The following is an 18,650-nucleotide window of genomic DNA, read 5'->3' as shown; positions in this document are numbered from 1 at the left end:
GTAGAGGAGCGGGGAGCGCATACTCCATCAGGGCGCTGAAGGTTTCACCCTTCAACAAAGACGCCGGATATACGGAAGCATCTTATTCTCGTTCTTCCATCGCAACTGTTTCTCTTGCTTCGATCGGCGGGACCATATACGGGACCATATACAGGATAATGGACTTTTGGAAATGCCGTCCTTTGAAGCTCAGCGCCATAACCACTCCCTGGATACGGTGAACTGACGACTATGGTGAGTCCCTGGTCAAAACACCAGAGGTTTTTTGCAACACAACCTGAAAATCACTATCGACAAAAGCGGAGCCAACACCTCGGGCATCGAAACTTACAATGACGACGAAGGCACTGATATCGAAATTCGTCAGAACAAATATTTGAACAACATTATCGAACAGGACCACAGGCCCATCAAACAGTTATGCAGAGCCACGTTGGGTTTCAAGAGGTTTCGAACGGCAACGATTACAATTGGTGGGTTTGAGTCGATGAGGATCATTCGAAAACGGCAGATCAGGGCAGAGGGTAAAACCTCTGCTGAAATCTTTTATTCCCTGGCTGAATGACTGCTCGCGACTCCAGACATTTTCCCGCCCAGAGTTTGCAAACGCAACAAAGCCTCATCTCTTGCCAACAGCCAAGGCGATGGCGACGACGCTCTATCCGCAGCTGGAAGATCTGCGTGATTCGAGCGATCGCGTGGAAGCTATGCTGCCGCGTAATCTGTAGCCCCTGCCTGCTTACAGTGATATGCTTTTCGGTATCGGTTGATAGAAAAGGCCCGGATCAAAAGTCCGGGTCATCCTCTCCACTCCCACCTCCTGCTGTAAAAAACCTTACTCATCGGATATTCGCCCGATAGTCACAGTGTAACTTTGTAAAAACTTTCAACAAAGCCTGTCGAATCTTTTATTCTGCTGGAATCTACATTTGACAAACCTAAGATATTTTAATCTATTGCCTCAGAGCAAGGGTGGTACAGGTTTTGCTAGAGTCGTTCAAATGATTGAACGAGGTCCATGAATGAAACGGGTTGTCTCTTCGAAAATTTTTCTGCTAGCGACGATTGCGGCTTATCTTGTGCTTGTAGCCATTGCATGCGGCTCTAATCCCCGTGATCGCACCGATTCACTCAGGAAGCAAAATTCAGAAGCCGTGCCTGACACGGGCGACCCATCGGGAAATTCCGACCAGAAACCTGCCGTGGATCTGCAAAACCAGATAATTTTTGATCGTCTGGTACCAAAGCTTTTTCAAGACAAAATCCGCGATGACATGGGTCGCATCGAGCGTTTGGATCTTGAGACCGGCACGGACAATGACGCCATCCTTCGCAGTTTGTTACAACTCCAGGATCTGAAAGCGGCGACCATGAGCACCTGGCTCAAAGCCCGTATACACTATATGATCGGCGAGAATTTGTCGGATTACAAATTAGCTGCGATCATTTCCCGCGACAAGACGTACCAGGTCTTTCATTTGCCACCAGAAACGCAGTCGAGTAATATTGCTGCTGCTATGTCTGGCACGAGTGTCTACACATTCGGGAAAAGCTTAAAAATCTCCAACGCTGTCGTCGACTATGTGATGATTGAAGTCAACGATTCCTGGGTTCACGCCAATGCTTTGAGAAATGGTGTGATGCAGATCGGTCCTGCACTCTTTGATAGTCGTTTTCAGCCCGATCCGACGAACGAGAAAGCCTATTCAAATACGATTCAACGCATGGCGGTTTATTTTCATGAGGCTCGCCATGCCGACGGCAATTCTGCAGCTCACAGCCTGGGTTTTCCCCATATTATTTGTCCTGCTGGGGCTGGAGTCCCGACCGAACTCATCGGGAAACCAGCCTGCGATGATAGCTCCAACGGGGCTTATTCCATCAGTTATAGGATGATGAAAGCCTATGTTGATAAATGCGGCAAACTCTGCTCCAGGAAAGACAAGACTGTCCTTGAAGCTATAGTTTTGGATAACCTTTCACGAGTCATCAAACAAGCCGGGGCGATGTTGCCCGCCCTTGATGTCGAACCGGAGCCAGGATTAAAACCCATCGATATTCAGGATTTTCAGCCTATTTTTCAGTGATCCGATCGACAATGGTTCAAATTTCCAATCAGGAGAAGACATGCGGCGCTTTCCACTTATCTTTCTTTGCGCGATGTTCGGCTTTGTCTTCTCCTGCAAATCCAGAAGTAAGAAGCCTTTGTACGCAGAAGGGCCTATATCAGTCGTCGTTGCCGATGAGTCGCAAAGCTTGCCGCCATCGACCCCGAATCCTCCGAATGCCCAAGAGCCGGATAAAACCAAGACGGAAGCAGCCGTTCAGGTCCCCGGTAAGGGAATTGTCACCGAGGCGCCGGTGCCCGCAGGGCCTGTGAAACGCGAGGGTGTATTTGGAACCCTGAGTCGCAAACGAGCGACTTGCCGGAAGACGCCCTGTGGCCGCTTTGCTTTGCGCCTACTCAATCGGCAAGGCGAGGTCATTCGTTTTGATTCGCTTTCACTTCCCGATAACCTGAAGTTGGAACAGATTTTATCGCAGAAAAGCATCATTTTATTCGGCACCATAAATGAGTCATCGGGCAAAGACCACCCCCGCACTTTCGAAATGAAGGAAGCCTTTGCTTTTGCCTACGGTAACCCAAAGCCTTTTAGGAGCAGCCTGGTCTTCACCATCATTTCGGAACAGGTTCCGCCTCGGCAATGCTACGTGGCCCCCTGCCCCAATAAAACAGCCGAAGTGCTGAACACCGATGAATCCCAGCTGTTTGATAGAATCGACATCGAAGCCCTGGCAAAGAAGAACGGATCGATTGAAGACAATCCCCTTCAGTTCGGATCCAACTTTATAGTCGCGGGTGTGGCAGCCGATGGCGAGAGCCGTTATCCAGGTGGTTTTGAGCGAATTTTTAACATGGGCGCGATTTTCCAGAAGATCCAACGTCAATAGCAAGACCCTTTCTCTCAGGGCCCCGGAAAGAATTCTGGTTCTGTTGCGTTTGTTTTCCAATAAAATGTAACCTGAAGAAACCATTGAGTATGCAAATTTGGCGCTATTAGTGATTTTAGCTGGTTGCTTGATCGGAAAACACAAACGCAACAGAACCCTATATCTTCCTGCCCCAGTTCTCAACAAAGGACAAGGCTACTGACGTATCGGGCCGCGGTGTTGGAATGGATGCTGTGAAGAACTTCCTCGAAAACTTCGGAGGAACGATTGATCTGAGGTTTGGCGAAAAACGTGACGGCTTTGTGCGAACCGATTTTGTGATCAGGCTTCCGCCGAAGCTCTACGAAGTGAAACACAGCAAAATCTAAAATCCGCTTCTACGTATATCAGAAAACAGCCATGCTTTTCTCCCCAATGCGAAGGGGCGCATGGCGTTCTCGATTAAACTAAAGGAACAAGCATTTCACAAAGTCTTCAAATATTCCAACAGCGCATCCAGCTGACGACGATCCTTGCGGAAATCGAATCCACCATTGAATACTTTGATGTCGGCATGACCCGCGTTACCCAATCCCGGGATCCGCGTATCATAGCGCACCACGTGACGATTGGCGTTGGCCTTGCTTTGGCCTGGATTATCCTGAGCAGGATCATCCTCGTTGCCACGGATCTGCCACTGAAAGCCGACCCACTTCTCATCATAAGTCAAATCATTAAGCTGAAATTCTGTCGGACGTTCATCAGCCACCAGCAAGTGATAGAGCGTGGGAACCGAACCATTGTGCAGGTAAGGGGCGCGGGCCCAGATGCCAGTCAATGGCAGTGAAAGATAGCCGGGGTTATCCACACGCGGCACCACCACTTCCTCATCCGCCACGTTGCAGTCCGCAAGGGATTTGTCCTGGCACGCGGCTTTTAGAGCACCGATCAAAAGCACCCGAGTATCCTTGGTCAAACCTGTGGCGCGTCCGGGTTCGGTTCCGATCGCAGCCACCGGCATGAATTTTTCTGTTTCATGGCAGGAAGCACAGGCTTTTTCATAAACAGCACGGCCTTCCGACGCTTTCCGCAGATCCACTTTAAAGGGGTACGAGGGAGCGGGAAGCTTATCAACAAAAGCTGTGGTGGCCACAGCATTGGGGAAATTCACCGCACGTGCGTCACCGGCAATACCGACTTCAGCACCCAGGTTACGGATCAGCTTGTTTTTCAGATTGCCATCCCACTGGGCAAACGTACGCTTATCCTGCTGCCAAACGCTCATGATATCGCCCACGCCCGGTCCGGTTGGAAAGTATTTCTTTAACCCGGCAGCCGGATCAGCGAGAACTTCAGCGGGTGGTACAGCAGCCAAGGCCACGGCTATCGGAAAATCGATATGACCAGGCGAATGCTGCAGCAAACGCAGATCATTCTTCAAGCTAAAGGCTCCAGCGGTTTGCGCCGCATAAGCGCCTTTTTTCAAGAGCCCATCTTTAAACTGCTGCAGAATCACCGCACCCAAGGCTGGTGTTTGCGTGGTTCCAAGGAATATGGCTTTATCAAGGCGTTCATCAGCAATACGATCCGGCCCATAAAGCTCACCGTCTTTTTTCGCCAGCAGCGCTGCTGTAAATTTTTCCAGAGTGTAGGCTGGATTCTGAACGGCCTGAGTAAGGATCGTCCGAAATCCGCTCACGTCACCAACAGTCGTGGGCGCGCCGACCAGAAACTTGATCTGGCCCGATGCATCCACCACACGACCCGTGTGACAGCCGCCGCAGGTGAGGTTGACCAACAAAGGACTGGGCGTTCCTCCGGGGGCGACGGGAGGCTTGGTGTAGGCAAAACCATAAGGCATCAGATCCTTGGGATCGAGCTTATAATAGCCTGTGGCCTGTTCAAAAACTGCATCCGAAAAAACCTCGGGCATCACTTCGGGCAGCAGCCTGAAGATAACGGCAGGAGTGCCGTTGATGGCCACCGGATTTTTGACGAAGGCTTCGTAGCCCGCTTTATTATCATTAATGTAATCGTTCAATGCTGACTCACGCATCTGGCTCAGATACATCCAGAGCTGGCCATTCCGCAAGGCTGCCTCGGTCTTGTATTCATCCGGGATATCATAGCCTTGGCCATAGTACTGCACCACATCATCAGAGCCCGGGACGGCGCCGAGGATACTATCGGTGGCCTCCGCGGAATTTTCTGTGCTGGGAGAAGCGTCGGGTTCTTCCGTGCTCTTCTTTTTATTCGTACAGCCATTCACAAGAACAAGTGCCACTAATGCAAAGCAGGACGTCCGTTGCCAAAGTCTCGTTACCATGTGTCTTCAAGGCTCCATTGCATGCGTTCAGGACCCCTGATCTTGCAAGGAGCATGCGCAGTGCAAGCGGCTGTAATTGGGTGCTGCGATGCCGGGCGGAGTGCCTGCAAAAACAAATGCGAGTTGGGAGAATTAAATTTGGACAAGGAAAGCAGGTGCTAAGGACTGTCGGATTTCGAGGAGCTACGAAAGTCGAAAACCTAACAGGGGCCAAGTCCGTTTTTTAGGATTAAAAACCGAAAGCTAGGCCCCAAGCAGGTTTCGAAGAGAAGGATCAGTATTGAGTAAAGGCCAGGTATTGAGGATCTTCCACGCCGGTCAGCCAGGAGAAAGCGCGACCTTCATAATTAACCAGAATAATGCGTCCGGCTCCTTGTTCCGCGATGAAGATATTCCCGACCAGGTCCACCGCGATGCCCAAAGGTCCCGCCAATCCCTCTGCGACCACAAAAGCGCCCTCGGCACTGCGCTGATGATAACGGATCACCTGACCGTCCGTGATGCCACCAGCAGCCCCATAGACACGCCCTGTTCCATCGATGGAAACGTTCACAGGATGGGTCATGTCGGCTTTCTGAGCGCCCTCACCATTCCAGCCCCAGGACAGGCTGTTATCGTCGTAAACGCCAACCAAAGGGATATCATCGACCCCAAAACCGAGAGCACTGGGAGCCGCGGCGTAGCTGCCAAAATCCTGGTTATCACTCAAGCGGCGCACGGCATTGGTTTCGCTTTGGGAAACATAGACTTCACCGAACCCATCGACGGCAACCACGCTGGGTTCCACCAGGTTTTCGCTCACCACTTCATAGTTACTGTCACCACCGGGAAATTTCAAGACGCGACCCGAGCCGAACTCAGCGACATAAAGATTTTGAAAGCGATCGGAAGCGACGCCTCGCGGATCATTCAGACCTTCCGCTAACAAGGTCATATTCCGTTCACGATCGATTTTCCAAACACGTCCGGCGGCACCTTCGGTCAGGTACAAGGGGAAATCGAAGATCGGCAGTTGTCCCTGACGCAAGAGTCGGGAGGGTTCACGTCCACAGGCCGCAGACATCAGCACGATCAAGGATAAAAATAAGGTTTTCATTTCAGTTGTCCTCAAAATCCGTAGCCAATACCAAAGAGCGGGTAACCATCGGCTTGCACGATCGGTTCATCCAGGGTTTTGCCGTCCTGGGTCTTGATGGTTTGGGTTCGCATCGTATAAGTGAACTGCAGAAAAAGTCCGGCGATACCGCCTTGTCCTGGGGTGACCTTGGCCGCCCCCAGACCGAAACGGGTCCCAAGGGTTAGCATGCTGGCGGTCCCTTCCTGCTCAGCAATGGCGCGATCCGTAAAGGAGCGATTCAACCGCATGGCATAACCATATTCAAAAAAGAAGGGATTCCAGGTCAGCTCCAGGCGCGGACCATAAGCCGTATCCACTTCACTTTTGCCTTGCGTATCCCGCTGAGCAAAAAGGCCCAGACCCCACCACGACCCGTGCCACGTAAGATTCGTTTGCGAAAGGACGGTACTGCCTTCGGTACCTTGCCCACCCTGCTTGGTGGAGTTGCTCAGGGCCATGACGCCCAGCGTTGCGGAGACACCCGCTTCAGCTGCGGCTGGGAGCATCAACATGGAAACATAAAGAACTGGGAGAAACCGTCTCATGGGTACACCTCGATTAACGCTGGGTCACGAAGACTTGAATTTCAGATCGACTTTCATTGCCGAAGCGATCCGCCGAAACCACCTGAAACTTGTAATACTTATAAGCCGTCAGGCCCTTCAGTTCGACCTGATGGAAGGTGCTGATTGTGGTATCAGGAGTCGAACTTTGATCGGGCGAACTGATGCCGTACATCACCTTGCTGGTGGCAGGTTCATCAGTCAGCCATACCAGGGTTGCCGAATTCGAGGTAATCTGCGCCGTCTGCACCGAGTTAATGACCGGCGCCTCACCATCATTCAAAACAACCTGCTCTTCCTCGATCGTAGACTCCGAACTTTCAGCTGTCAGACCATTTTCACCCAGAGGCGACGTGGGATCATCAGGAACGGTACAAACTTCAGTGTGATACTTGCCGTCTACAAACAATTCGGGACCGGTGATGGGTGCACCGAAACCGCGACCTGTGGTAGCGCCTGCGGACACGACACCGATGTTCCCAGCGATGGCAATATTCAACTTCCCTTGGGCCAGCAGACTCCGTGTGACGGTGGCACCGAAAATAGCCTTGAGATCCACCGTAACAGCAGTCGCCACACCCGTGGCAGGGACGTTCGTCGTAAGGAAGGCTTGCCAGGCTGCGCTGGCCGTTTCATCCCAGGTCTCCACCGCAGACGTTGCGGTTGTGCGAACAAATAAGCCTTCCGCTGCGCCTCGACCGTTGACGACGAGCGCGGACAATCCCGATGCCGAGCGTTTCACAGTCAAGCGAATCGAAGCGTTATCCAGAGTCACCTGCTCGGTTTCAACCCGGGGCAGCGACGCATCATAATAAAACTCGACAGCCTGCACCGCACCGGGAGTAGCGGCGACGGTTGGTGTGCCCATGGTTCCCTGGAAAGGTGCTACGCCTGTGCTATTTCCATCGTTGTGCAAAAACGTGTTGGTAAAAGTATAGTCGGCGCTTGTTACGCAATCAAGGTCAGTTGATGCAATCGTGCGGCCTTTGATGACGAGATACGCTTGAAACACAGGCGAGTCATCCCCGGTTGCGACGGGCAAAGCACCGTCTTTGAGTAAACTCAAATCCGTGTGGCTCGTGCCCTTGACGAGGTCCGACAGCAGCAGGTCGAAGCTATTGCGGGTCGCCTGTTTGTAGTGAGCCACGGACCAGTCAATGAAATAGGTGTTGGGTGTGGTTGCGCTGCTGCCATAGTAAACCGCGTCCGTGATTTTAGGCGAGGTTGTATTCACCATATTCAGGGGGGGACGGCCGGAAAGAATACCATCCACGAAGATGGCTTCGGTATCCGAATTGTCACGTGACGTATCAATCACAAGGTGAGCTTCCAGGAACTGATAGTTGTTCTCTGGATAATCGAAGCTGAAGTTGAAAGGAGTTTGCCCGTCCGTCACAGCCTGATTGATGGTCACGGGATTGCCGGTGAAGGGCAAATCACTGCGGGCCCAACCTGGGATCGAACTTGTTGCCTCTATGATTTGCGTCACCGGAACGATTTGAAAACTGCGACCGGCCTTGGTGGTTTTCTGGGTGGTTGAAGTGGCCTCGCCTTCGGTTTGCGTAGCACCTGAACCACCGAGCGTCGCCGGATCCAATTCGTCACCATATTCAAAATCCTGCTTTTGACCGCATGCGGCCGCAAGAATCAGCGCACAGGAAAGACATGTGAGTTGCGTCTTCATATTTGCCTCTTCACTATTCAGTCATTCAGCCGGGCGATCATGATCTGCGGACCATGCCGCCAAAGTATATAAATCTAAATTCGACCCCCTGAGGGGGCACATAAATGCGGCTTTATTTGTGAATGACTCTCGAGGATTGAGTGAGGGGATTGAGTGATGATCACCAAGGGCGTCCCAGAGGTTTTGAGCTGGACCGCCCTAAGCATCTGTTTTAACAAAAATATTTAAAGCGAAACCGTACGCACGGTAAGGGGTCGACTACCTCATTCAGCTTTGGTGCATCTGGACCAGATTACCACAGGTATCTTCAAACACCGCGTAGGTACCCCACTCCGCTTGCGTAGGCGGTACGCGAAACACCACCCCTTTGCTGACCAGTTCTTCACATTCTTTCTGCACGTTCAAAGTGAAAAACGTCAGGATGGGTATCTCGTCTTCGAATATGGCCTTTTGAAAGGCGCGAGCCGCGGGATGATGATTGGCCTCAAGAGCCAGTTCCACATCGTGCGGCGCCTGGGAGGACACGACGGTAACCCATTTATGAACACCCAAGGGAATCTCAGTCTTTTTTACAAAGCCAAGCACCTCGGTGTAAAACTTCAGAGCCTTCTCCTGATCATCGACGATCACGCTGACGAGCTTGATTTGCATAAGTCACCTCTTGGGTCTGCGTTCAGGCTCTGAGCCTATCTTCCGTATAGCATCGCCGTGGAATCCGGTGCAAGGTTCTGAGCCCATAGAATTTCGCAGAGGATGGAAAAGGCGATCTGCAGCGGCGTGTCGGTCGGCATATTAAGCCCTGCTGGCGCACAGAAATTATGCAAGAGCTGGGACGGCAGATGCCGTTCGACCAGGTCAGCCACAATCAGGCGCGACCGCTTTTCGCTGGCCACCAGAGCCACGTAATCGGCTCCCGAGCGCAGGGCATGTTCCGCGATCGCAGCATCCTGCTTATGATGACTTGCAATCACCACCCAGGAGCCCGCGGGTATCTCAATCGCCTCGACATCCATCGGCAACTCACAGACCTGCAGATGGGGTTGCGTCGTATCCAGAGGGGTATTGCGGAATACCTGGGCTTTCCAATCCAGAAATTGCAAAATGCGGCTGAATTCTTCCGTAATCCGGGTCTGGCCGAACACCAGGAGTGCGGCAGGTGCAGGCGTTAGATCAGGCAGAGGCGCAGCACCCCAACCCTTGGAATTGCGCAAAGGTTCCAGCGGATAACCTTTCCAGATCGCCAACGCTTGGGCCAGCTGCAGAAAAATCGTCCGCCACGAATCCAACGGCGTGACAGGATCGGCCGAGAATTCACTTTGAAAACCCAGTTCACGCAAAAACTGCGACGCGCCCGCGTTCCAACTCCCAAAATTCGGCAGTGGGATAACGGGACTGGAAAAATGAGGTTCCAAATAAACATCCATCACACCCCCACAGGGCATGAGTCCAAACACCTCATCATCCAAATCAATTTCCACAATGCGAGGTCGTTTTTCCTGCAAGGCTTCGCAGGCTTCCTGGGAAACATGCGACTCGGCGCAACCGCCACCAATATAACCGTAAAGGTTCACACCCTGGTCATTGAAGAGTGCCTTGGATCCCGTTTTTGCGGATGCCGAGCCACGTACCCGGACCACGGTTGCAATCACAAAGGAAGCTCCGGAGTCTTTGAGAACCTGAGCCTTCCGAAAAAGTTCAGGAGGTGATGTGAGCATGATAGTTCTCGATCGTATCGATATCAATGCGTGCTCGTGCAATTTCGTGATAACGCACGCGGTCCGGATACCGTTGAAAAAGAAAAGAGCAGCCTTTATCACCCGGCGGCTGCTCCAGGATCTCTTGAAAATAAGCCCGCGGGATGATCACGGGATGCCCGGGCTTGCCTTCACTTTGCGACCGCAGACATAGCGTCGGGTCACCCATCTGCCAGGCCTCGCAGGCACTTTGAAAATCGGCAGCCCTCAAAAAGGGCAGGTCCACCAGAGTGATCAAAACCGCGTCCGCAGCCGGATGACAGTACCGCAAACCGGTTTGAATCGAACCCAAAATTCCACTCGCGTAATCCTTGTTATAGGCCTCGCGAAGGGGAACGCCAGTGAGGGCGGCTGACGCCCATACGGCATCCCGTTGTGATCCCGTCACGACGATAAGGTCGTCGATCCCTGCACTCCGCAGTTGCTGCACAGCATGCTGAACAAAAGTTCGATCACCCAGGGTCAGTAATGCTTTCGCCTGGTATTGCATGCGACTCCCTTGTCCAGCTGCCAGCAATATTGCAGAGATCATGCCAGTCCCTTGCTAAACGGCTGCGATCGGACCCTCTTGCCATTCAATTTAAAAATAGCATTGGCAATGGCTGGCGCCAAAGGTGGAAGACCTGGTTCACCAAGACCCGTCGGTGTGTCGGTCGAGGGCACAAAGTGAACCTCAATCACCGGCATATCCGGCATACGGAGGACCGGATAATCATGGAAATTACCCTGCTTCACCTGACCCTTGTCCAAGGTGAGTTCCCCATAAAGACAGGCCGATAGACCATAAACGATCGCACTTTCCACCTGAGCCTGAGCGCCCTTGGGATTGACCACGGTCCCGCAGTGAACTGCGCTCACAATTTTATGCACCTTGACGTCAGTACCCTTTACCGACACTTCCACCACATGGCCCACGACGCTGTTGAATGATTCGTGCACGGCCAAACCCAATGCGCGCCCCTCGGCCATTTTTTTACCCCAGTCGGATTTTTGCGCCAGCAGATCCAGCACTGCCTGATGCCTTGGGCTTTTCGGAATCATCGCCTTGCGGTACTGCAGGGGATCCTTTTTCGCAGCCGTGGCGAGCTCATCGATAAATGTTTCCATGACATAAGCTGTATGCGTATGCCCCACCGAACGCCACCAAAGCGTGGTGACGGGTGACTTCATGAGCTGCAGCTGCAGTTGGAAATCATTCAGCGCATAATGCGTATTCTCCACACCTTCAATCGAAGTCGGATCAATACCGGTTTTATCCACCTGCGCGCCAAACACCGAGCCCGCCATCACACCTTGGCCTACGATGCGATGATCCCAGCCGCTCATACGACCCTTGCTATCGAGACCCGCCGTGATCTTATGCATGGTCATCGGTCGATAGTAACCGCCGCGCGTATCATCCTCGCGTGTCCAGACGACTTTAATCGGCTTTTTCAGCTGTTTGGCGAGCGAACTGGCTTCCACCACGAAATCGCTGTCCTTGTTCGCGCGACGACCGAAACTGCCACCCGCGTAAGTGGTCGTGACTTCGATACTCTCGGGCGGCAAACCTAAAATTTTGGCCGCTACCATCCGATCAGTGGTCGGCATCTGATGACCGGCCCAGATATGAGCGCTTTTGCCATCATAGGCGACTGTGCAATTCATCGGTTCCATACAAGCATGCGCAAGATAAGGAAATTCGTAAGTGGCTTCCAAGGTGCGGCTGGCTTTCTTCAAAGCGTTGCCTGGATTGCCAACCGTCTTGACCAGAGTTCCCGGCTTATCGAGTGACTCCAAAAAAGTTTTCTGCAAACTGCTTTGTGTGAGCAGAGGATCATCCGACAGTGTCCATTTCACGTTGGCAGCATCGCGACCTTTCATGGCCGCCCAGGTGTTGGTGCCGACGAAGGCGACCTTGTTCCCGTCGAGTTTGATGATTTCTTTCATACCAGGAACCTTACGAGCTGCAGCTTCATCAAACCCTTGCACACTGCCACCAAAAGGGGGCCGGGCGATCACCGCGTAGAGCATATCGGGTGCTTTGACATCCAAACCAAAGATGGCCTTGCCATTGGTTTTATCCGCGGCGTCGACCCGCTTCATGGATTGACCGATGACTTTAAAATGCTTGGGGTCTTTGAGTTTGACCGGGGCGGGAGGCTTCTGCTTCGCGGCAGCCTCGGCGAGTTCTCCATAGGTCAAGGATCCTTTTTTTCCATGATGCACCGCTCCATTTTCGGCCCGGATCTCTTTCGCGGGCACGCCCCATTTTTCGGCAGCGGCCGCGATCAGCATTTCACGGGCCATGGCCCCAGCGACGCGGAGCTGTTCCCAGGACGAAGACACGGACGAGCTGCCACCTGCCATCTGCAGGGGCATAAACGTCGCGTTATAAACGGGAGCGACGGGCGCCGATTCGCAGGTGATGCGCTGCCAATCGCATTCCAGTTCCTCGGCCATGAGTTGAGCCAGGGAGGTATTCACCCCCTGCCCCATTTCCAGCTTATTGATGATCAATCGAATGGAATTGTCCGAACTGATTTTGATAAAAGCATTCGGCAGCGCTGCGGATGTGAAATCCTTGTTCGGCGTGACAGCGTCCTGAGCCCAGGCGAATTTGCCGAGGCCCATGGGCAGGCTAAAGGCGACCACCAAACCCGAGGTCAAAGCGGCACCGGTTTTCAAAAAATCACGACGGCTGGGCTGATCCGGGAAACGATCCAACATGGAATTATTCTCCTCATGACTCGTGATGGACGAACAGAATCAGGTGCTCTTCACCGAATCAGCGGCTTTATGAATGGCCCGTCGAATGTCGGCATAGGTTCCGCAGCGACAGATATTGCCGACCATGGCAGTATCAATGTCCTGGTCCGTAGGTTTGGGCTTTTGGGTCAAGAGCGCTGTGGCAGCCAGAATCTGTCCGGATTGACAGTAACCACACTGAGGAACGCTCAGGTCCTGCCAGGCCGCCTTGATCGCGTCGCCGACCTTGCCTTCCAGACCTTCGATCGTCGTCAGCTTACGCCCCTGCATGGTGCTGACGGTGGTCACACAACTGCGAATGGGTTCACCATCAGCAAGGATGGTGCAGGCTCCACATTGGGCCATGCCGCAGCCGTATTTGGTTCCAGTCAGTCCCACCAGATCACGAACTGCCCAAAGCAGTGGCATCTCGGCTTCGGCTTCCACACGCACGGTCCGGCCATTGATATTCAACTCATAGGCTGCCATCTTGATCCTCATCTTGCATGATTGAATAACGGGATAATTTTATTCACGCGTAAACGATGAAAGACTTTCGCATGGATGCTGGCGGTTTGAATAGCGGATTTGAAAAGGCGGGACGAAAGTCCCGCCGGCATGAGAACGATCAAGGGGCCGATGCACGTTTACCCGTAGCAACGGCAGGACTCAGTTTGTCCCACAGGTACACAAAACTCAAAGCCTGGCGTTCGGCCAACTGCTGAAGGTTGGCGCTGGCGCTGTGTCCGCCTTCAATATTTTCATAATAAAGGAAAGGCTTCTTGAAATCGGCCATGCGCGCGGCCATTTTCCGGGCGTGGCCGGGATGGACGCGGTCATCCTTGGTCGAGGTCATAAAGAAAACTTCTGGATATTTTTGATCCGCTTTCAAATTCTGAAACGGCGAATACTTTGCGATGTAAGCCGCCTGTTTCGGATCATCAGGATTACCATATTCCGCCATCCAGCTGGCACCCGCCAGCAGTTTGTGGAAACGTTGCATGTCAAGCAAAGGCACCTGGCACACCACAGCATTGAACAGCTCGGGATGCTGAGTAAAGGTTACGCCCATGAGCAGGCCACCGTTACTGCCGCCTTGAATTCCAAGGTGCTGAGGCGTCGTCACCTTGCGGGCAATCAGGTCCTTGGCCACCGAAGTAAAATCATCAAAGGCCTTCTGACGTTTTTCTTTCAGGGCTGCCTGGTGCCAGGTGGGACCAAATTCCCCGCCGCCACGGATGTTGGCCAGAACATAAACACCGCCGCGCTCCAGCCAGAGTTTCCCAGCAACGGTCAGATACGAAGGCTGCATGGAAACTTCAAACCCGCCGTAAGCGTAGAGCAAGGTAGGATTCAGTCCGTTCATCGGCAGACCCTTGCGATGCACCAGGAAATAAGGGATTTTGGTGCCGTCGGTGCTGGACGCGAATTCCTGGCGAATTTCCAAACCATCCGCTTTAAAACGGGCCGGCAACTGCATGACGAGCTGCTTTTGCAAAGCCGCGCCGTCCATCGCGTACAGGCTGGTCGGGGTCAGGAAATCTTCGTAGCTGACGAGCAGACGATTGCTCTCTTCATCCACCGAGCGGAAATGAATCGTGCCTTTATCTTCCAAAGGCAGCACCTGGGAGCCCCACTTCCCGTCTTTCAATTCAAAACGCAGCACCTTGTTCCGCACATTGTCGAGCAGGGCCACATAAACATAATCCTTGCCCATGGCCACACCATCCAGGGCCTGCGTCGCCGTCGGTCCGTAGACCAGACTGATCGGCGTTTTACCCTGCAGCAGGTCGGCGAGCGGCGCAGTCAGGAGCGATCCCGGACCAAAGCCAGCCAGGGGGGACCGATTGGCGAACAGCAACTGGCCGCGGAAAATGCCTTTAACATCGACATCCGTAGGCAATGGCAGGCGGATAATTTTGCCGTCCTTATAAACAGATACTTCCGCCGTGAAGAATGTATCGGCACGTACCATCAACACGTGATCATCCTTGCCATCGTGCAGCACGAGCGAGCTGACCGACACATCGGCTTTTTGGCCTTCAAAGACTTTGGTTGCAGCCGAGACTGGTGTTCCGCGCTTCCAAATCTTAACCTGCATGGGGTAACCGGAATCGGTTCGAGGCGTGCCTTCCTGAGCATCGGCCAGCAGCACGGTGTCGATATCCAACCACTCCAGCCGGGATTTGCTGGCAGGGATTTGGAATCCATCTTTCACAAAGGCTTTTTTGCTCAGATCGAATTCACGAACCTGAGCGGCGTCACTGCCGCCTTCCGATAGAACCAAAAGACAGCGCTCATACTGAGGCCGCAGGCAGTCCGTACCACCGAAGACATAACTTTTGCCTTCCTGTTTAGCCAGCGCGTCCACGTCCAGCAGGACTTCCCACTGCGGTTTGTTATTCTTATAGGCGTCCCAGGTCGTCCGCCGCAGGATCCCGCGGACATGTTCGGCGTCCTGCCAGAAGTTATAAACGAAGTCGCCCTGAATACGGCCTTCGGGAATCTTATCTTTTGCTTCCAAAATCTCCAAAGCCTGAACCTTGAAGGTTTTGAAATCCTTGTGAGCATGCAGTTTGTCGAGCGTGCGAGCATTCTGCTTGCGAACCCAATCCAAAGCCTCTTTGCCTTCCACATCTTCCAGCCACTGGTAATCCGAATCATTCTTCGCTACGGTCATCGCCGGTTTTCCTTCAACATGTGGCGTGATTAGGAGAGCACTCAAGGCCACCCCTTTCCAGAATCTTTTTCGCACGATGGTATCCTTCCTTCCAACAATTATCCAAGGCTCAGGGATGTATCGACGACACCTTAAAAGCCGTTGGATTTCTTGTAAAGCAGATTCGATCCAGGATTCGGCGCCAGAGCCGCTCTTACCCTTGATAAGGCGACTCTCGCGCCTGGCGTCCAGGTATACGGTCCAAATGGTATACGAAAACCGATGGGTTCGGGTATGCCGGCATTGTCATACGCCATAAGCCGCCCTCTGCCAGTCCAAGGCTGGACTTTCAGCAAAGTAACGTTTCCCGCCGCCCTTTTTTTCGCCTAAGCCGCGCATATTTCACGATCGTCGCACCAGGTCCTGAATTTCTGGATCTTGCGGTTTATTTCACCATAATAATTACCCACGGACCCGCCGACAACAGAAGAGCCTCTGTCGCGACAAGAAACAGGCACTTCATTGGCTTCATGGGGATATCGGCATGATTTTGGTCAAACGCTGGCTCGGGTTTATCAATTCCTGGTCCTTAAAGCAGAAGCAGCTGACCGTCCTGATCAGTATATTCGCCATAGTGCTGACCCTGAGTCTGGGCTTGATCCTGTCCTTGCATACCATGCAGGTCGTCTTCGATCGCACCATTCAGGGCGATATGGTCCTTAAAATGAGCTTTGAAGGTCTGCGTCGAGGCCTGCTGGAACTGAACCGGGATGAAAAAGACTTTTTTACGTCCGGTGACGACTTCTTTCTGGAGTCCCTGGGCCAGACTTACGACAGTTTAAAATCCCAGGTCGATCAGATCCAAGCCAAAGATGGGCCTATTAGCAAGGAAACTTTGAACCTGATCGCCGAGGGTTTTCCAGCGTACAAGACTGTGTTCGATCAAGCTGCGGCCCTGCATTTGAAAATTGCCCATCCCCGTAAGGGTCTGCGCAACAAAATCCGCACATTCATGGAAACTCTGGAAAAGGACTTGCTGCCTGCCGATCGCCTCAAGGGCGGTCAGCTGATGCCCCTGCTTGCCGAGATCTCGCGCTTGAATACGGATTACAATCAGTCACAAAAAAGCAGCCATCTGCAAAGCATGCTGAAAAAATCCAAAACCTGAAAGCCAGCCTCGCTTCGCCGTCGTCCCCTGTGATCGCGAAAGCGCAAGCGAGTGTGCAGACCTATGAGGATATGCTGACGGAATATAACGGCAATCATAAACAATTAATTGAAATGAAAAAAGACTACACCCGCACCCTGGTCAGCGTCGAAGAACGCATTCAGGACGGCGTGAAACAGGTGGACCAGGCTGTTGAACAAAGAAACCAGGAACTCGCCCGCTTTTCCAAAGTCGTCAAAGCCACGGCCGCGCTGGCGATCGTGCTGACCCTTTTGATTATGGGTCTGGCCGGGCATATCATGCTGGAAACAACCAAAAGTTTGGCGAGCATTTCCGAAAAGATAAGGTCCACCACCGACCATGCGCACTCGACCAGCGAGCACCTCCAGAAAACCGCGACCACGGTCTCGCAATCGGCCACCAATCAAGCGTCCGCTGTCGCCGAAAGCGTGGCGACGCTCAGCGAAATTGAAGCCATGGTATCGCAGTCCGTCCAGCACGCAAAAAATTCCGCCGACCAGGCGAAAATCAGCCATAGTCTGGCCACAGAAGGCCAGCAGGTGATGGTCCAGCTGCGGCAGTCCATGAAAAGCATTGAAAGCAGCATTGGCACGATTTCCGATGAAGCGAAGACGAACACGGAACGCATGTCCAGCATCGTGCGCATCTTTGATCTCATCAACCAGAAAACGGCCGTGATCAATGACATCGTCTTCCACACCAAACTCCTCTCATTCAGCACGTGCCGGGGAACATGGTCGGGGCTTTGCCGTGGTTGCCGAAGAGGTCGGGAATCTCGCCAAAATGAGCGGAACCGCGGCCAAGGAAATTCATTCCCTGATTGACGACAGCCAAAAGAAAGTCGTCGAAATCACTCAGGGTCTGCGCGAACGTTTGGATCGAACCGTGGAAGCCAGCTTTGGGCGAATCCATGATGGGATGTCCATCTCAGATCGCTGCGATACCATCCTCCAGGAAGTCGTAAGCTATACCTCCAATGTCGAGGGTCTCATGGTCAACATCGCCCAGGCCGCCCGCGAGCAGTCTGAAGGCGTGCGGAATATCACGATTGCCATGAGCGAACTGGATACCGTGATTCATTCCAATTCCGAAATGGCCCAGGAAACCCTGCGTTGCTCCCAGGATATGACCCAGGTCGCCTTCCAGCTGCAGGACTGCACAACAAATCTGGAGCAGGGCGTGTTCGGCAAGGTTCAACCCCGATCGGATACCGCTGGTCCTGATGACAAAACCACGAACAGCCCCGAAGAATCATCGCAGGATCATCCAACAGACGACGATGAGCCATCCGACTCGGGTAATCTGCCCCGCACCGCTTAACCCTTTTACATAGAAAAACCCAGCTAGAAATGTTCTGTACATTTCCTTGGGGAAAGGCGCGTTCGAAAATGGCACAAGCAAGGATAGGTTCGTATGGTGCGTCCGTTCTGGTGAACAAAGGCAACATCAGCATTCAAGGTGGATTTTTTTTAAATGCAGGACCAAAATAACCCACTTCTTCAGATGTGGGGATGAATGGGCCTCAGCTATCGCCCAGGTCGGAGATAATTCCATTGCATCTTCAGACTTTGGGAGCATCGGCAGATACCGGAAGGTTTTCAGATCAAAACAGGCTCGTTTTCCGAGGATTCACGGGGTCGGTGGTACATTAATCTTACCTGTGAAATTTCTGATGAGAACTGGTTTCAGAAGCCGGCTCC

General features: G+C 52.8%; 18 protein-coding genes. 8 read left to right on the top strand and 10 right to left on the bottom strand.

What is annotated here, in order from left to right; genetic code table 11:
* The 5 genes from VE954_RS27840 to VE954_RS44475 form a co-directional block, all read left to right on the top strand.
* Positions 1–221 (top strand): hypothetical protein (locus tag VE954_RS27840; protein ID WP_324959057.1); only part of this gene is annotated, 221 nt, incomplete at its 5' end.
* Positions 222–265: 44 nt separating this feature from the next.
* Positions 266–565 (top strand): DDE-type integrase/transposase/recombinase, encoded by a 300-nt coding sequence (locus VE954_RS27835; protein WP_414699038.1) that lies wholly within the window; start codon positions 266–268, stop codon positions 563–565.
* 457 nt (positions 566–1,022) lie between these two features.
* Positions 1,023–2,087 (top strand): hypothetical protein, encoded by a 1,065-nt coding sequence (locus VE954_RS27830; protein ID WP_324959056.1) that lies wholly within the window; start codon positions 1,023–1,025, stop codon positions 2,085–2,087.
* 40 nt (positions 2,088–2,127) lie between these two features.
* Positions 2,128–2,952: a hypothetical protein gene (locus tag VE954_RS27825; protein ID WP_324959054.1), complete on the top strand. Its 825-nt coding sequence runs from the start codon at positions 2,128–2,130 to the stop codon at positions 2,950–2,952.
* Positions 2,953–3,185: 233 nt separating this feature from the next.
* Positions 3,186–3,320 carry a hypothetical protein gene (locus tag VE954_RS44475; protein ID WP_324959052.1) on the top strand — a complete coding sequence of 45 codons (135 nt, stop codon included), beginning with the start codon at positions 3,186–3,188 and terminating at the stop codon, positions 3,318–3,320.
* Between the two features lie 95 nt (positions 3,321–3,415).
* On the opposite strand, the gene VE954_RS27815 is transcribed toward VE954_RS44475, so the two are convergent.
* The 10 genes from VE954_RS27815 to VE954_RS27770 form a co-directional block, all read right to left on the bottom strand.
* Positions 3,416–5,257 carry a hypothetical protein gene (locus VE954_RS27815; protein ID WP_324959050.1) on the bottom strand — a complete coding sequence of 614 codons (1,842 nt, stop codon included), beginning with the start codon at positions 5,255–5,257 and terminating at the stop codon, positions 3,416–3,418.
* 274 nt (positions 5,258–5,531) lie between these two features.
* Positions 5,532–6,353 (bottom strand): hypothetical protein, encoded by an 822-nt coding sequence (locus tag VE954_RS27810; RefSeq protein ID WP_324959048.1) that lies wholly within the window; start codon positions 6,351–6,353, stop codon positions 5,532–5,534.
* Between the two features lie 11 nt (positions 6,354–6,364).
* Positions 6,365–6,919 carry a hypothetical protein gene (locus VE954_RS27805; RefSeq protein ID WP_324959046.1) on the bottom strand — a complete coding sequence of 185 codons (555 nt, stop codon included), beginning with the start codon at positions 6,917–6,919 and terminating at the stop codon, positions 6,365–6,367.
* A 13-nt stretch (positions 6,920–6,932) separates the two neighbouring features.
* Positions 6,933–8,621, bottom strand: a complete 1,689-nt coding sequence (locus VE954_RS27800) for a fibronectin type III domain-containing protein (protein WP_324959044.1) — start codon at positions 8,619–8,621, stop codon at positions 6,933–6,935.
* 267 nt (positions 8,622–8,888) lie between these two features.
* Positions 8,889–9,272 (bottom strand): VOC family protein, encoded by a 384-nt coding sequence (locus VE954_RS27795; protein ID WP_324959042.1) that lies wholly within the window; start codon positions 9,270–9,272, stop codon positions 8,889–8,891.
* Between the two features lie 35 nt (positions 9,273–9,307).
* Entirely contained in the window at positions 9,308–10,336 is a 1,029-nt protein-coding gene (locus VE954_RS27790) for an XdhC family protein (RefSeq protein ID WP_324959040.1), read from the bottom strand.
* Entirely contained in the window at positions 10,317–10,907 is a 591-nt protein-coding gene (locus VE954_RS27785) for a nucleotidyltransferase family protein (protein WP_324959038.1), read from the bottom strand. The genes VE954_RS27790 and VE954_RS27785 overlap by 20 nt, the downstream gene beginning before the upstream one ends.
* Positions 10,904–13,084, bottom strand: coding sequence for a xanthine dehydrogenase family protein molybdopterin-binding subunit (locus VE954_RS27780; RefSeq protein WP_324959036.1), 2,181 nt, complete (start codon positions 13,082–13,084; stop codon positions 10,904–10,906). Before VE954_RS27780 ends, VE954_RS27785 begins: the two co-directional genes overlap by 4 nt.
* A gap of 39 nt (positions 13,085–13,123) precedes the next feature.
* Positions 13,124–13,591, bottom strand: a complete 468-nt coding sequence (locus tag VE954_RS27775) for a (2Fe-2S)-binding protein (protein WP_324959033.1) — start codon at positions 13,589–13,591, stop codon at positions 13,124–13,126.
* A 139-nt stretch (positions 13,592–13,730) separates the two neighbouring features.
* Positions 13,731–15,782, bottom strand: coding sequence for a prolyl oligopeptidase family serine peptidase (locus VE954_RS27770; RefSeq protein WP_324959031.1), 2,052 nt, complete (start codon positions 15,780–15,782; stop codon positions 13,731–13,733).
* Positions 15,783–16,305: 523 nt separating this feature from the next.
* Between VE954_RS27770 and VE954_RS27765 the strand changes: the two genes are divergently transcribed.
* From VE954_RS27765 to VE954_RS27755, 3 genes are read left to right on the top strand one after another with little or no spacing between them, the layout of a single operon-like run.
* Positions 16,306–16,929, top strand: a complete 624-nt coding sequence (locus VE954_RS27765; protein ID WP_324959029.1) for a hypothetical protein — start codon at positions 16,306–16,308, stop codon at positions 16,927–16,929.
* Between the two features lie 53 nt (positions 16,930–16,982).
* Positions 16,983–17,774 carry a methyl-accepting chemotaxis protein gene (locus tag VE954_RS27760; RefSeq protein WP_324959027.1) on the top strand — a complete coding sequence of 264 codons (792 nt, stop codon included), beginning with the start codon at positions 16,983–16,985 and terminating at the stop codon, positions 17,772–17,774.
* Positions 17,701–18,270, top strand: coding sequence for a methyl-accepting chemotaxis protein (locus VE954_RS27755; protein WP_324959025.1), 570 nt, complete (start codon positions 17,701–17,703; stop codon positions 18,268–18,270). Before VE954_RS27760 ends, VE954_RS27755 begins: the two co-directional genes overlap by 74 nt.
* Positions 18,271–18,650: the final 380 nt, after the last annotated feature.

The organism is Oligoflexus sp., from assembly GCF_035638955.1.
Taxonomy (GTDB): Bacteria; Bdellovibrionota_B; Oligoflexia; order Oligoflexales; family Oligoflexaceae; genus Oligoflexus.
Note: the sequence above shows the minus strand (reverse complement) of the source record. Positions and strands in the feature narration are given on the sequence as shown.